The organism is Calothrix sp. PCC 6303 (assembly GCF_000317435.1).
Taxonomy (GTDB): domain Bacteria; phylum Cyanobacteriota; class Cyanobacteriia; order Cyanobacteriales; family Nostocaceae; genus PCC-6303.
In genome coordinates, this window is the sequence record NC_019751.1 from 33,663 (window position 1) to 48,654 (window position 14,992).

Sequence of the window (14,992 nt, forward strand, 5' to 3'; positions counted from 1 at the left end):
TTTAGTCATGATTCAGCTTTAAATTATTTAGAAAACAACTATAAATATGCTAATTATAGGAAATAAATATTTATTTTGGAACCAAAGCAATAATGAATCGTCATATTACATTCTCTAATCATCCTTTTCGCTTTCTAATTTATTTAGAATGGATTTTACTAGCCATTACGGCTTTAACTTCATTACTGCCATCACGTCATCAGGATGAAAGTCATCCAGAATTAACAATTTTTCTATTTATAATTTTTGCCATCATGGGTTTAAAATTGCCGATGGCAAATGAAATTCAGAAAATCTTTTATACAGCGGCTCAAATCATCTTAATTATTATCATCAATTATTATTGGGTGAAAGCATTTGGTCTTTTTCCTGTGATATTTTTGATCTTAGTCATCCGTAGTTGTCTAATTTTTGAGTTATCAGGAAGACTAGTTGTTACTAGTTTATCTTTTGGATTATTTATCTATACTTTAACAAATAGGATGAATAATTCACCTGCACGTTTAGCTCCTTTAGCACCAATATATAGGGAAAAGTTTCGTTTTTTCGGTTTTAATATAGCAATTTTATTTTGTATAACATTAGTTTTTATTTTACTTTTAATGAATACTGTTTTATCAGAACGCAAAAGTAAAGAAGAATTAGCAGTTGCCAATAAAAAACTCAGAGAGTATGCTCTGAAAATAGAAAATCAAGCCACTTTAGAAGAGAGGAATCGCATCGCTAGAGAAATTCATGACTCATTAGGACATTCCTTAACTGCTTTGAACTTGCAATTAGAAACAGGTTTAAAACTTTGGCAATCTAATCCAAATAAAGCTAAAGAATTCTTAACCCGTGCCAAAGGACTTGGTTCTACAGCACTTCAAGAAGTCAGAGATTCGGTTTCAGCTATCCGTTCTTATAAAGATTCCTATGGAGTATCGCATAATATTCAACCTTGGCAAGAAGAATCATTTGAAAAAGCGATAATTGCACTTTTAAATGATGTGAAACATTCTACAGATGTAGCTCCACTATATACAATCAGTTTAGAAGAACCTTTGACAAATGATATTAATATTCCCATCTATCGGATTATTCAAGAATCTTTAACTAATATTTGTAAATATGCAAAAGCCAGTGAAATTAGATTAGAATTATTTACCTCACGGAGAAAATTGCATTTACAAATACAAGATAATGGTGTTGGCTTTAATCCTGGACAAAATACTACAGGGTTTGGGTTGCAGAGTATGTGCGATCGCGCGATGGCTTTAGGTGGTAATTTGGAGATAGAAACATCTCCCGGTCAAGGTTGTATGATTACAGTGATAATTCCTTTGGGGAAGTATGATTAAAGTTTTAATAGTTGATGATCAACATTTAATCCGTCAAGGTTTACGGACATTATTAGAACTAGAACCAGATTTAGAAGTAGTTGGGGAAGCTGAAAATGGCAAAGAAGCAATTAAGTTGGTGGCAGAACTAACTCCTGAAGTGGTATTAATGGATATTAGAATGCCAATTATGGACGGTGTTGCCGCAGCGCTAGAAATTCAAAGCCAATATCATCAAGTTAAAGTCTTATTTTTAACTACATTTGATGACGAGAACTATGTAACCTCAGCTTTAAAAAATGGGGCAATGGGTTATTTGCTCAAAGATACACCATCAGAGGAGCTAGCCGTAGCTATTCGCGCTGTTCACAAGGGGTATACTCAGTTAGGACCTGGGATTATCAAAAAGATTTTGACGCAATTTCCCCCTACAAATCCTGTATCCACACAAACACCACCAACTGTGTTGGCTGAACTTACACCACGGGAAACTGAAGTTTTACATCTGATTGCTAACGGTGCGAATAACAGGGAAATAGCGCAGCAACTGTATATTTCTGAAGGAACAGTTAAAAATCACGTTACGAATATATTAAACCGTTTGAACTTACGCGATCGCACTCAAGCTGCAATCTTTGCAAAAGAGTGGGGAATTGGCAATAATCAGTAAAATTTATTACCCCTTTTTAAATAAGCTTAAACATTCCTCCCGTAAAACTCCCCTTGTTACACGGATATTTCTAAAACTTTTGGCAATCACCTCTTCGCAGGATATATCAATCTGCGATTGATTCACCTCAACAAGATCTATAATCGAAGCACCGTAAATAATTTCGGATATTCCTGCCCATATACAAGCTGTTGCACACATCGGGCATGGCTCACCAGTGGTATAGATAGTATATCCCTCTAAAGATGGATTTTTTAACTTAGCAGTCAATTTACGGATAACATTAATTTCAGCATGTGCCGAAGGATCGTGATCTTGTTTAACTGTATTATGTGCTATGGCAAACACTTCTCCATCTTTAACCAAGACTGCACCGTATGGAGCATCTCCTTTTTTTGCTGCTTCTAAGGCAACACGCATAAAATTATGGTCATCCATTATCAATTTTTAATCCATTAATAATAAATATACTTGCACTTTTACTATTTTGTTTACAGATTAACTGTATATGACACAAAATTAATTTTAAGTTATAACATGAGCAATATCAATTCTAGCTTTATTCCTATCATTATTACTAACTAATCAGCAAAGTAGATATGTTACTCAGTCGAGAACGAACAGATTTTTACTTAAAGGACTTAGAAACACCAGCAGGTAAAGTTGTAAGCTTAACTATCGCTGGATTAGTTTTGCTGTCGTCAGGAATTTTTGTATTAGAAACGTACAATATTCCTGAAACACTTCATCTCTACTTACAGCTATTAGATAAATTCATCGTTGTAATTTTTACAATCGAATATGGGTTGCGTTTATGGAGTGCAGAAAATAAAGTCAAATATTTGTTTAGCTTCTACTCAATTATTGACTTAATGGCGATTTTGCCATTTTTATTCGGCATAGCAGATATTAGTTTTATTCGTTTACTGCGATGGTTTAGAATTTTAAGATTGCTACGATTTATTGATCGTAAATATCTACTTGGTGTTAGCACTGAAGATGGAAGTATTTTCGCCAGAATTTTATTTACGCTCTTTGCAATTATATTTGTTTACTCTGGTTTAATTTATCAAGTGGAGCATCCTGTTAATCCAGATGTGTTTGCCACATTTTTAGATGCATTTTACTTCTCCATCGTCACAATGACAACTGTGGGTTTCGGAGATGTAACTCCTATTTCCGAATTCGGACGGTTTTTAACAGTATTAATGATATTAACTGGAATTGCCTTAATTCCTTGGCAAGTTGGAGATTTAATTAGACGATTGGTAAAAACAGCTAATCAAGTTGAAACAATTTGCTTAGGTTGTGGTTTGGTATTTCATGATATTGATGCCCAATTTTGCAAAAGATGCGGCAGAAAACTCAAACCAGAACAAGGACTTTGATTGAAGAGGCAGGGGGAAAAGGAACAAGAAGCGGGGGGACTGAGCTATTTCGCCTTGCGTAGAGCAGAGTGTAACATGCCTTTGCAGTGCAAGCTCCCGTTCCAGTTTTCCCCCTTGCTCCCTGCCCCCTGCCCCTTTTCCTCGCCTATTGGTTTACGTCCTCTGCCGCTGTTTCACCCGTTCAGCGCTACCCGTGGGAATGGAAGCAATGAGTTTTTGGGTATATTCTTGCTGGGGACGTAAATAAATATCTTCTGCTGTTCCCTGTTCGACGATTTTTCCCCGGTTCATAACGAGTATGCGATCGCTCATGAACTTAACGACGCTTAAATCATGGGAAATAAAGATATATGTTAAACCAAATTCGCTCTGTAATTCTTTTAACAGGTTCAAAACTTGGGCTTGAACTGACACATCCAAGGCAGAAACCGATTCATCACAAATAATAAATTTGGGATTTAATGCCAAAGCACGGGCAATACATACCCGTTGTCGCTGTCCTCCCGAAAATTGATGGGGATACCTACCCATCGCATCTGCACTCAATCCCACCCTCTCTAAGAGATATGCAGCCCGTTCTCGACGCTCTTTTAAGGTTTTACCTATGGAGTGAATTAACAAGGGTTCCATGACAGCATCCCCTACTTTCATGCGGGGATCTAAAGCACTAAAAGGATTTTGAAAGACGATTTGCATTTGTCGTCGCAATGTCTGTAATTCTTTACCTTTTAAATCGGTAATATCTCTACCTTCAAACAGAATCTCCCCACTCATGGGTTCAATTAACCTGAGTAAGGTTCTGCCCAAGGTGGTTTTACCGCACCCAGATTCACCCACCAATCCTAATGTTTCCCCTAATTTCACTTCAAAGTTGACATTATCCACCGCCATGTGGTGCCGCTTGGTGGCACCAAATACCCCTTTCACAGGAAAACCCACCTTTAAATTCCGCACTTGGAGTAAAGGCTGTTGCTTTTCTAAATTTGATAATCGGTGAATTATATCTTCCCGACTAATTTCTATAGGTGTATTAGGGGTTTTGGCTTGAATTAGAATTTCTCCCGTTTCTGTTTCCCTCGTACTCATATAATCGGAAACGGTGAGTAATTTTTGGGGTCTACTATTTAGTGATGGACGGCAAGCTACTAAACCTTTAGTATAAGGATGCTCAGGAGCAGAGAAAATTTGTCCAGAGTCGCCAGATTCAACAATTTTTCCTTTATACATTACCGCTACTTGGTCGGCAATCTCGGAAATTAAGCCCAAGTCATGGGTAATAAAAATTAACGCCATTTGCCGACGCACTTGTAATTCTCGCAGCAACTCAATAATTGTTGCTTGCACTGTCACATCCAAAGCAGTAGTGGGTTCATCGGCAATCAACAGCAAAGGGTTACAAGAAATTGCCATAGCAATCATTACCCGTTGCAACTGCCCCCCTGAAAGTTGATGGGGATAGCGTTCGAGGATATTATTTTTATGCTGGTTGACTAATTCTGTTAAATCGTGGGGTGTTACAGATGTACCTGTTTGCTTTGCCGTTTCTAAATACTGTTCCCGCAATACCTCATCACTAGGTAAAAGCTTAACTTCTTGCAGTCCTGCGATCGCTTTTTGCTTTGCTTCGGCTTTGGAGATGTTTTGATGTCTTAAAATAGCTTCGGTAAGTTGGAACCCAATGGTAAATACAGGATTTAGGGAAGTCATGGGTTCTTGAAAAATCATCGCTATATCTCCACCTCGATATAACTGCATTTCTTGAGGTGATGATTGTACCAAATCTATCGGTTTAGCATTGGGTTGAGGACTAAATAAAATTTCCCCACCACTGATTTTTCCTGGACTTTGCACCAAACCCATGACAGCTAAGGATGTGACTGATTTACCACTTCCTGATTCCCCCACAATCCCGATGGTTTCACCTCGACGCAGTTGAAATGAGATGCCATCTACAGCTTTGGTACTTTTGCCGTCCCCTGAAAACTCAACTTGTAAATTACGAACATCTAGGATTATGTCTGTCATGGAGTTCGATATAAATTTTTACGTTGACAATTAACTGAATTTTAACAATACCCTAAATAATGTATAAAAAAGACCCGATTGTCAAAGAGAGCCTGCCGTGGAACGACATGACTTCCTTTGACTTCCTCAAAATCGGGTGACGAAAAGTTAATTTTGCTTGAGATTTTCAAGTACTTGTGCGTTTCAACCGCTTCATTGCCATTTCTAAGCTATATTGCATCCGTTTAAATGCTTTCGCTAGGTTGCCAATTTCATCATTAGTTAGCTGTTCAAATTCAACTTCCATATGTCCTGTACTGACTTCCTCAGCAACACGGGTGATTTTTTTGAGGGGGACAATTACTTGGTAATTTAAAAAGACATTCACCAAGAAAATTACTAAAACAAAAATCGCCGAAACAATCCCCAAAATTACTAAAGAAGACTGATTTGCCTTATTTATCACCTGACTAGCGGGAACTGAGATGATTTGAGCGCCAACTATTTCATTTAACTGCCAATTAAATCCATTCGCCGTACCATATCTGTCAAGCATACTCTTTGGTGCTGCCTCCGGTGTGCTGTGACATTCCAAACAGCTAGCTTCGGTAACAGCAAGGGGACGAGCAACGTAAAATATATCACCTCCAGAAGTTGAGCGGAAGCCGCTATCTTCCTTCAATGTCTTATCTTTTCTAAATTTTTCTACAATAGTTGTTTCAAAGGGATCTGCTTTATCACGTAAATTCGTGGGATTAAGGGTTGCTTCCTTATAAAAAGATTCCTTATATTCAGGTTTTTTATTTCGCAAGATTTCAAAAACTTCCCTTGCAGAATAACCAGGAACACTTTGTGGCAAAAATTTAGTATCTAACTGAGCAATTAGTTCTGGATTTACTTGAGTACTGGTATATTTGCGAACTGAAGTCATGGTATCCATAAGCATGATTCCAGTTGCAGCAATATCATTTTTGGCATTATGCCTTAATAGGGAAGATAAGGCAAATCCGCTCAATCCCAATCCAAATACTAAAATGACTAGCAACAAAATTGTAAATTTTTGTCTCAAACGCAGATTTTTTAACATATATCTTTACCCAGTTGCATCTGAAACAATCCAATCGTATCTGATTTTCGACAGGATCTTAGTTAGCTACAAAACCGAATAACTTATTTACGGAATTGTTTTCATTATATTTGCAGAAAAAGCAGTAAAACGTAACTCTTCTTAATTATTCACTTAGTTAACTTGGTGTATGGATAAATATGACATTGCGTAACTAAATTATCTGTCAACAAAGTGCCACAATAAATTTAGGGGTTTGGCGTAAAGGGAATCGTGGGATATCTTGAGCTTTCATGCTGGTATTTCAAAAGAATTAATTCCGTCTGGTTAGTGAATATAGCTTGCTGATTGCAAAGCGAGTATTCTGACTTAATTTCCAATTTATCATCTATATATTTGAAAATAAATATATTGCTACTTACCAATATTTACTGATATTGCAGGTGAGTTCATAATGGTATGGAATCCTGGAAAGCCTTTGTTTGGAGGTCGCTACATAATTGAAGCCAAGCTAGGGGAAGGAGGGGTAGGTATAACTTATTTGGCAAGAAATACCTTGAATCAGCCAAGGGTAATTAAAACCCTTAGGCAAGAAGTCCTCAACAACCGAGTTTGGAAATCGCGTCAAGAGAAATTACGGCAAGATTTTCGCCATGAAGCGGTGCGGTTAGCGGTTTGCCAACATCCCCATATTGTGAAAATCGAAAATATCTTTGATGAGGGAAATCTGCCCTGTATGGTGATGGAGTTCATTCAGGGGGAAGATTTAGGCGATCGCTTAAAACGCTCAGGTATACTTAAAGAAGCCGAAGCACTACTATACATCCGTCAAATTGGCGATGCATTGATGGTGATGCATTCTAAAGGCTTGCTGCATCGGGATATCAAACCCCGTAATATTATGCTTCGTATGGGGAAGCAGGAAGCTGTATTAATCGACTTTGGCATTGCTAGAGAATTTATACCCGACATTATTCAACGACATACAGTATATCGAACACCGGGATTTGCCCCTCCAGAACAGTATCAACTGGAAGCACCTAGGGGTGAATATATTGATGTTTACGGATTAGCGGCTACTTTATATACTCTCCTAACCGGAGTAGTACCCACAAGTGCCGAAGAACGTATTCAAAATGTTGATTTACAACCACCAAAACAACTAAATCCCAACATTAGCGATCGCACAAACCAAGCAATCCTTCAGGGAATGGCAATGCGATCGCAATATCGTCCCCAGTCAGTTCAGGACTGGTTAAATCTGTTTACTTTTGACAAAACTGAAAACTTAACCCGAATACGGTTAAAAGGGAACAGGGAACAGGGAACAGGGAACAGGGAACAGGGAACAGGGAATTTAAATCCCTCTGGGAGAACAATAAAACCATTAACTTCCTCCACCCAAACCACCACCTTTCAAGCAAACACCACAGCACCCCAAAGTTGGCAATGCGTACATACCATTAAAAGGCATGGGGGAATGGTTTATGCGATCGCATTCACTCCAGACGGGCAATATCTTGCCAGTGGCAGCAGCGATAATACAATCAAAATGTGGGAAACACGTACAGGAAAAATTCACCGTCGTCTAGGACGTTGGTTTTCTGGTCATTCAGATTCTGTATGGGATATCTGCTTTAGCCCTAAACAAAATATTCTCGCCAGTGCCAGCTACGATCGCACCATCAAACTTTGGGAAACAACAGGTAAAAACAGTCACACACTGACGGGTCATGAAAACTGGGTTAACAGCGTTGCTTTCCATCCCAACGGCTTATTACTCGCTAGCAGTAGTAATGACTGCACAATTAAACTCTGGAAAACAACCACAGGCAAAGAAATTCAGACATTAGCAAGCCATACAGACTCTGTGCTATCTGTCAACTTTAGTCCAGATGGGCAATATCTCGTCAGTGGTAGTGCCGACAACACCATTAAAATCTGGGAAGTGAGTACAGGTAAAGAAATAATAACCCTCAAAAGTCACTCATTTTTCGTCAACAGCGTCATTTTTCATCCTAACGGAAAAACCCTTGCCAGCGCCAGCAGCGATCGCACAATCAAATTGTGGCACGCTACCACAGGGAAATTAATTCGTACCTACAAAAACCACACCGACAGCGTTTCTTCCATCAGCTTTACCCCAAACGGACAAATCCTCGCTAGTGCCAGTTGGGATCACACCATCAAACTGTGGCAAACCAACACAGGTAAAGAAATCGCCACCCTTACAGGACATTGTAATTACATTCGCGCGATCGCATTCAGTCCCGATGGCAAAACTTTAGTTAGTGCTAGTGATGACGAAACCATTAAAATTTGGGAAATCCAGCAGATTTGATGACATATAGATATAGGTTCTATTTCATCAAGCATTTGGGATTCAACATCATAATTTTAGTACTTACGCAACTGGCACGTGTTTTCTCGTAGGGTGTGTGACACTTAGATAAATTTAAAACGAAAAATAAGGCTTTTGGTGTCACGCACCAACCTTCCCATTGTGACAATCGCGTAATTTTTAATATGGGATATATAGGTTCTATTTCATCACGCATCAGCATTTGGGATTCAACGTCATTATTTAAGCAGAAGTTCTGTTAACTCCACAAACAAGACGAAAACCCAGATCGTAGTAAATTAACACGCGTTCTGCTTTACTATCAATAAAACGGTGTGCAGAACGGCAGCTACCAGGAATAAAGTACCATGAACCACCTCGTAGTATATAATACTGGCTATCATTATTGATATATGCGCTACCATGACATGGTAGGGCAGACAACCGTATGCCCTTCTAATTGGTAAAATCATTCCTATAAATCACCTAAGCCCTCAGGCTGAAGCCCTACGGTGTACACACAAGTAGACCCAGAGCAAGTTTCCAGCCGAAAAAGGTGGATTCAAACTGGTAAAGTCCGCGAGCCAAAGTAGTAATTCCAGGAGGTTTCTGAGAACTGTAACCAGACCAACCACCAAGTCGAGCAATAATCCAAGTTGCCCAAGGCAAAGAATTGGGAGGATAAGGATTTTTTTGTTTTTGGGTTTTGCCCTCTAAAGTTGGTGCAATAGTAGACAAGCACTGTTGTTGTTGCTCACAAAAAGCTAGTTTGGCGGGTAATTGAGGATTATCTCGTCCAATAATCAATTGCAGAATTCTCACGGCAAGTGATAATGCCAATACAGTTAATCGTTGAATGGCAGCAACTGATTCTAATTGTGTTGCTTCAATATTTAATCCAGCAGTTTTGAGGGTGGCAAACAGTTGTTCAATCCGCCAGCGCCATCTGTACCACTGAATAACTTGTAATGCTTGTTCTAAGCAAACCACACGGTGAGTTGTTAATAATCGCCAGTGAATCGGTTCTTGTCCCGCAGGTGGATTGATTTCAAGAGCTTCGACTGCCTACAGTGTCACGCTTTCTGGATAATCACGGACATTCAATTTATCTGGACGTTGAATTTTCACCATTGCACGGCGAACGATTAAAAATGCTTCCCTTGCGATTCGACCTATACGTGGTTCGGCAGGTACATCAACAGTATAAGTACCCTCACATGGTTGTTTATTTAAGTAACTATAAAATGATTCAGGCTTTCCAAATAATCTACGGTCTTGGCGAGACCTGACCAATATATGATTATATGGATTGGCGACAGTCGCAAATTCCTCAAATATATCGCTTTCTCGATCTCCGATGTGAGTTACCATTATCGCGTCACCGCACTTTAAACATCGTTCGCTTTGTTGTGCCGATGCTAACCACTTATAAGATTCTTTATCCTCGATTGGTAACTTTTGATAATTGCGTTCTTGCTTTGAGGCATGATCAATAGCTCGACTCCAAAGTTGTACCGTGCTTAATCCTAGCGGAAAGCCATTTTCTGCGTCTAATACTAGTGTTGGATGAATAAAAAATCCCACATCTGTGTTGTTGCCGACAACACCTAGCCCTTCAAGTTTTAACCTGCCTGCATGAGATTGTAAGTTGACTTCGCTACTATCACTTACGGCTAACACATGCTTACCTTCGACTTGCTTCGAGCAATCATCCGAGATGCTGCGTATGAGTTCAGATACTGTCACGCTCGAATTCTCCAAAAAACGGTAATATCCTACTTGTTCAGCCCTATTTGTACTTATTTGTCGAATGTTGACAGATTGGTGCTGCTGCATTGCCCAGTACAATGCAGCCCCCTTTTTTGCAGCCGTTTGTCTCCAAATGCGGCTGCCTCAATTTGTTCGGCGTGAACAAGTATAGGATTATTCACCGTTTATAATTACCCAAAACTTTCTCAACTAGTTTACTTTTAATCGGAGTAAAATTTCTTTTTAAGGCTGCGGAAACTAAAGAAACGTCCGAGGTCGAAAAATCCTTCTCCTGCAACCGCTGCCTCCCGATGACCTCAAGCAGTATTCAGTTTATTTTGACTTGTGTGTACACCGTAGGGCTGAAGCCTAGGGCTATAGGTACAAAGCCCACCTCCGTGGGCTAATAAATCGTTTTTCACAATCTCTCGTACACCAGGGAAACCTAGTTTCTGCGGGTTAAATACAATAATCTTTCTTCTTCTGACTGAACAAACCGGGTTTCTGTCGTCCCTTTTTCCTCTCCCCTATTCACCCCTTAGATAGAAATGTAATTACCCAAAAATTGCCAAAATCAATTACGGCAATCATTATTTTCACAACTAAATCACTATGGGCTTTGGTATTGGTGACATCTTCTGGATTTTCCTTCTACTTTCTTCCGTTCAACCTATATGGCAGCGTCGCCAAGTCGAATATCGCCGCTTACGTGCTCTTCAACAATTTCAACAGGAACGTAAAAGCCGAGTAATTCTACTTATTCACCGCCAAGAGTCCATCAGTCTATTAGGTATTCCCATCTCGCGCTACATCACGATTGAGGACTCGGAACAAATTTTGCGGGCAATTCGCCTTACACCCCCTGACGTTCCCATCGACTTAATTCTTCACACACCTGGTGGTTTGGTACTTGCTACTGAACAAATTGCTAGGGCATTAATTCGTCACCCTTCAAAAGTGACTGTTTATGTCCCCCACTACGCCATGAGTGGCGGTACGATGCTGGCATTAGCATCTGACGAAATTATTATGGATGCTAATGCTGTACTTGGTCCAGTTGATCCCCAATTAGGCAATTTTCCCGCTGCTAGCTTAGTTAAAGTAGTGGAAGATAAACCCATCAGCGAAATTGACGATCAAACGCTAATTATGGCTGATATTTCCCGCAAAGCAATTCAACAAGTGCAGCGCTTTGTCCGTACCTTATTAAAAGACGATGTTCCTAGACAGAAAGTACAGCCGGAAAACATCGAAAGTATTATTGATGCTTTAACTACTGGACGTGTTACCCACGACTACCCAATTACCGTTGAAGAAGCATCAGAAATGGGATTACCCATCACTGTCGGGCTTCCCCTTTCAATTTACGGATTAATGGACTTATATCCTCAACCCCAAGGTGGTAGACCTAGTGTTCAGTATATTCCCATGCCCTATGATAACCGTCCAATGATGCCCGCTCCGAAAGGTAGACCTATGGAAGAATTAGAGCGGTAGTACTTACAGAACTGTTTGATTTTGATAGAAATACAATGATAAAAGGGGTGAAGAATCTATTCACCCCTTTATAGTTTGAGAGTTTGAGAGTTTGTGCGATCGCTTAATCCCTTAACTTCAACATCTATGATTTTGTACAGATGTTTGTATACCCTAAGCTTCTATTGCAGCTAACAGCCATTTTCAAACTTTCCTACTTAGCCGCTGGTTTTGTTGGAGTTGAAGTTGGAGTTGGTGTTGCTGTTGGAGCCGCTTCTGGAGTTGAAGTCTCTTCTGGAGACGGTGTTGCCGTGGGACTGGCTTCCGGTGCGGGTGTAATTGTGGTGACAGGAGTTGGCGTTACTGCTGGAGTTGGTTTAACTTTAGGCTTAGTGGTTCTCGAAGGCTTTGTGGATGGTGAAGGCTTAGTTGACGGCACTGCCGGAGTAGCACCAAGAATAACTTTAGCTTCTTGATCTAGCTTTTGTCGCACAGCCAAATCAGCAATTCCCGTCTCCGACAACTGAAATTTCTTTTGAAATTCCTTAATCATTGCCTCAGTTTGTTCGCCATAGAACCTGCTACGAGGTAAAGGAGACTTTGGTTTCATCACCACATTCAGATTCGCATTCAAAATCCGGACTATACCAGCAGCATAATTTTGAGTTTGGGGACCAGCAATCCCATCAACTGGTTTTAATCTATACCCAGTTTGAAATTCTTTAACTGCTGCTTTAGCTTCTGTATCAGTTAGTGGATCGCCAGATACCTTAATTTTGTAACCAAGTCCCCGTAATACACTACGAAATTCTTGATTTGTATAATTCCTTTGACGAACGGGATTAACATTACTATTTTGAGCAGTTGTATCAGATATGTTATAAGTAACAACGCCCACTGCAAGTAAACAAGCAGTAGCAAAATTAACTCCAGATCTAGTAAATCCACACCACATATTGAAATGGCTCCTCTTGATGACATTATTTTGATATTGACGTTAATTAATTCAGAGTTTTTTTAACGCCATTTTTATTTGATTATTCATGATTTTTGCCTACTTTGATAACATTAATTTAAATTTAAACAATTTAACAATATTTATCATTGGCATTAGTCTTTACCAGTATGTGGAAAATTAAATTTAACTATTTATACTATGAATCTTATATTTTTGGAGACAATCTATGATAGCTACTAAATCTGGAAAGTTTAGTAAAATATGGTTTGAAAGACTTATTGCCCTCATCGCCACAACCAATTTATTATTAGTTTTATTTGATACTAGTTATATAGTATGGAGAGATTTTTACTTCAAAAAATTACCTCAACTAACCCAGTTATATGACCCTATTAAAGGTATTGAACCTCATCGTGATGTAGTTACCTATTTAAACACAGTGCAGCAGTTAGAAGAACAGGTTGCTGAAACAGGTTTACAATCGTCCCAGGTAGCAACCAAGTTAGAGGAAATACGCCGCCTGAGCAATGAGATGATTGAGAGTAATCCCTTTGCTGCCGTAGGTAAAAGTGGAACGTTAGAGAAGGTAAAAAATCGCATACGCGATCGCATTAGTAAATCAGAAGCTAATTCTACTAACAAAAAATCAGCAAAAGCAGCCTTTGCCACTTTTTGGAGTCAATCATACCTTTCCCAAAGAGGTTGGAACCAAGAGATCAACTATTTCAACCAACAAATCAAACCCGCCATCGCCACTACATACTACCGTCAAATTGGTGAAAATGGTGAGTTTATCGATAAGTTTTGGCTAATAGATTGTCCATTTTTGGTCATATTTATTACCGAATTTCTCGGACGCATCTATTTTATTAAACGCCGTAACCCAGAATATAGCTACCTAGAATCCATATTGTGGCGCTGGTATGATTTATTCCTATTCATCCCATTTATGCGCTGGTTACGTATCATTCCAGTTTTAATTCGTTTAGATAAAGCCCATCTGATCAACCTTCAGCCAATCCGCAAACAACTACATCAGGGCATAGTTGCCAACTTTGCCGAAGAAATTACCGAGATCGTTGTCATCCGCATAATTAACCAACTACAAGGCTCAATTCAACGTGGTGAATTAACACGATGGTTAATGCAACCAGAAACTAATCGACCCTACATAGACATAAACAACGTTAATGAAGTTGAAGCCATCACCACAATATTTACTCAAGCGATTCTCTATCAAGTATTACCCCAAATTCAACCTGAAATCACCGCCATTTTACGACACACTATAGATAGCGCCCTCAACCAAACACCCATCTACCGCAACTTGCCGCATCTTCCCGGACTGGAGCAAATCCAAACCCAACTCAGTGAAAAAATTGCCACTGAAATTGCCAACAACCTTTACAAAGCCATCATCAGCAGTGTCGAAGATCCTGTATCCGGAAAACTCTCACGTCAACTTATACAGCGTTTCATCGATACTTTAGGTGGAGAAATTCAGAAAAAACATGTTGTATCCGAAGTCCAAGATCTACTATCCGACTTCTTAGAAGAAGTCAAAATTAACTACGTTCAACGCTTATCTCAGGAAGATATTGAGCAAATTCTCGAACAAAGCCGTCAGATTCGTACCCAAACAGACGCAAAAACCCTCACACCACCAAAGTTTTTCGGTAGCAAGAATTGATCCCCGTACACCCCTCTTGCTTTGGGAAATCAAATAAAACAAAACTCACCCAATAACTAGCCTCCACATTCCTCACAAAGCAATCTCAAAGTTGACTTTTCTCGTTAGGATTACCCAAGTCTGATAGAAGTCAAACCGGATTCCCATAGCAGATAACTGTTCACTGTTCACTGTCCACTGATTTAATTGTTTCCCTCTTACTGCTCCACCTGAAAAAAATGCGCTAAACTCAATAAAGAGAGGCGAACCGATCCGGTTCGTCACAAAACTTCTTGGAAGATATCCTTTATCGCAGGAAGTGGGTGACAGCCCACTTTTTTTGTTGGAATTT

10 protein-coding genes and 1 pseudogene are annotated in these 14,992 nt (G+C 39.4%); 6 read left to right on the forward strand and 5 right to left on the reverse strand.

Annotation, left to right across the window (positions count from 1 at the left end; genetic code table 11):
• Window positions 1-92 precede the first annotated feature (92 nt).
• Together CAL6303_RS00155 and CAL6303_RS00160 are read left to right on the forward strand one after the other, a co-directional pair.
• A complete protein-coding gene (locus tag CAL6303_RS00155) occupies window positions 93-1,340 on the forward strand; it encodes a sensor histidine kinase (RefSeq protein WP_015195802.1) in 1,248 nt (415 codons plus the stop codon).
• Complete coding sequence (locus CAL6303_RS00160; RefSeq protein WP_015195803.1) at window positions 1,333-1,989, forward strand: response regulator transcription factor; 657 nt, start codon at window positions 1,333-1,335, stop codon at window positions 1,987-1,989. The genes CAL6303_RS00155 and CAL6303_RS00160 overlap by 8 nt, the downstream gene beginning before the upstream one ends.
• Window positions 1,990-1,995: 6 nt before the next feature.
• Here CAL6303_RS00160 and CAL6303_RS00165 read toward each other — a convergent pair whose 3' ends face one another.
• A complete protein-coding gene (locus CAL6303_RS00165) occupies window positions 1,996-2,427 on the reverse strand; it encodes a nucleoside deaminase (protein ID WP_015195804.1) in 432 nt (143 codons plus the stop codon).
• A 161-nt stretch (window positions 2,428-2,588) separates the two neighbouring features.
• Between CAL6303_RS00165 and CAL6303_RS00170 the strand changes: the two genes are divergently transcribed.
• The gene (locus CAL6303_RS00170; RefSeq protein ID WP_015195805.1) at window positions 2,589-3,377 is read left to right on the forward strand and encodes an ion transporter; all 789 of its coding nucleotides are present in this window, start codon (window positions 2,589-2,591) and stop codon (window positions 3,375-3,377) included.
• 153 nt (window positions 3,378-3,530) lie between these two features.
• On the opposite strand, the gene CAL6303_RS00175 is transcribed toward CAL6303_RS00170, so the two are convergent.
• Together CAL6303_RS00175 and CAL6303_RS00180 are read right to left on the reverse strand one after the other, a co-directional pair.
• Window positions 3,531-5,402 carry an ABC transporter ATP-binding protein gene (locus CAL6303_RS00175; protein WP_015195806.1) on the reverse strand — a complete coding sequence of 624 codons (1,872 nt, stop codon included), beginning with the start codon at window positions 5,400-5,402 and terminating at the stop codon, window positions 3,531-3,533.
• Window positions 5,403-5,568: 166 nt separating this feature from the next.
• Complete coding sequence (locus tag CAL6303_RS00180) at window positions 5,569-6,468, reverse strand: c-type heme family protein (protein ID WP_015195807.1); 900 nt, start codon at window positions 6,466-6,468, stop codon at window positions 5,569-5,571.
• A gap of 433 nt (window positions 6,469-6,901) precedes the next feature.
• Between CAL6303_RS00180 and CAL6303_RS00185 the strand changes: the two genes are divergently transcribed.
• On the forward strand, window positions 6,902-8,788 hold the full coding sequence (locus tag CAL6303_RS00185) for a serine/threonine-protein kinase (protein WP_015195808.1): 1,887 nt from the start codon (window positions 6,902-6,904) through the stop codon (window positions 8,786-8,788).
• A gap of 507 nt (window positions 8,789-9,295) precedes the next feature.
• Here the strand turns inward: CAL6303_RS00185 and CAL6303_RS00190 are convergent.
• Window positions 9,296-10,624 (reverse strand): annotated as a pseudogene (locus tag CAL6303_RS00190) (IS4 family transposase).
• Between the two features lie 525 nt (window positions 10,625-11,149).
• Here CAL6303_RS00190 and CAL6303_RS00195 point away from each other — a divergent pair.
• Window positions 11,150-12,034 (forward strand): SDH family Clp fold serine proteinase, encoded by an 885-nt coding sequence (locus CAL6303_RS00195; RefSeq protein WP_015195810.1) that lies wholly within the window; start codon window positions 11,150-11,152, stop codon window positions 12,032-12,034.
• A 193-nt stretch (window positions 12,035-12,227) separates the two neighbouring features.
• Here the strand turns inward: CAL6303_RS00195 and CAL6303_RS00200 are convergent, their stop codons facing one another.
• A complete protein-coding gene (locus CAL6303_RS00200; protein WP_015195811.1) occupies window positions 12,228-12,968 on the reverse strand; it encodes a peptidoglycan-binding protein in 741 nt (246 codons plus the stop codon).
• A gap of 229 nt (window positions 12,969-13,197) precedes the next feature.
• Here CAL6303_RS00200 and CAL6303_RS00205 point away from each other — a divergent pair, with 229 nt between their 5' ends.
• Window positions 13,198-14,661, forward strand: a complete 1,464-nt coding sequence (locus tag CAL6303_RS00205; protein WP_015195812.1) for a hypothetical protein — start codon at window positions 13,198-13,200, stop codon at window positions 14,659-14,661.
• Window positions 14,662-14,992: the final 331 nt, after the last annotated feature.

What these genes read in the sequence shown, in the direction of transcription:
- CAL6303_RS00155 (WP_015195802.1), top strand. Translation starts at nt 93, where the DNA reads ATGAATCGTCATATTACATTCTCTAATCATCCTTTTCGCTTTCTAATT.
- CAL6303_RS00160 (WP_015195803.1), top strand. Translation starts at nt 1,333, where the DNA reads ATGATTAAAGTTTTAATAGTTGATGATCAACATTTAATCCGTCAAGGT.
- CAL6303_RS00165 (WP_015195804.1), bottom strand. Translation starts at nt 2,427, where the DNA reads ATGGATGACCATAATTTTATGCGTGTTGCCTTAGAAGCAGCAAAAAAA.
- CAL6303_RS00170 (WP_015195805.1), top strand. Translation starts at nt 2,589, where the DNA reads ATGTTACTCAGTCGAGAACGAACAGATTTTTACTTAAAGGACTTAGAA.
- CAL6303_RS00175 (WP_015195806.1), bottom strand. Translation starts at nt 5,402, where the DNA reads ATGACAGACATAATCCTAGATGTTCGTAATTTACAAGTTGAGTTTTCA.
- CAL6303_RS00180 (WP_015195807.1), bottom strand. Translation starts at nt 6,468, where the DNA reads ATGTTAAAAAATCTGCGTTTGAGACAAAAATTTACAATTTTGTTGCTA.
- CAL6303_RS00185 (WP_015195808.1), top strand. Translation starts at nt 6,902, where the DNA reads ATGGTATGGAATCCTGGAAAGCCTTTGTTTGGAGGTCGCTACATAATT.
- CAL6303_RS00195 (WP_015195810.1), top strand. Translation starts at nt 11,150, where the DNA reads ATGGGCTTTGGTATTGGTGACATCTTCTGGATTTTCCTTCTACTTTCT.
- CAL6303_RS00200 (WP_015195811.1), bottom strand. Translation starts at nt 12,968, where the DNA reads ATGTGGTGTGGATTTACTAGATCTGGAGTTAATTTTGCTACTGCTTGT.
- CAL6303_RS00205 (WP_015195812.1), top strand. Translation starts at nt 13,198, where the DNA reads ATGATAGCTACTAAATCTGGAAAGTTTAGTAAAATATGGTTTGAAAGA.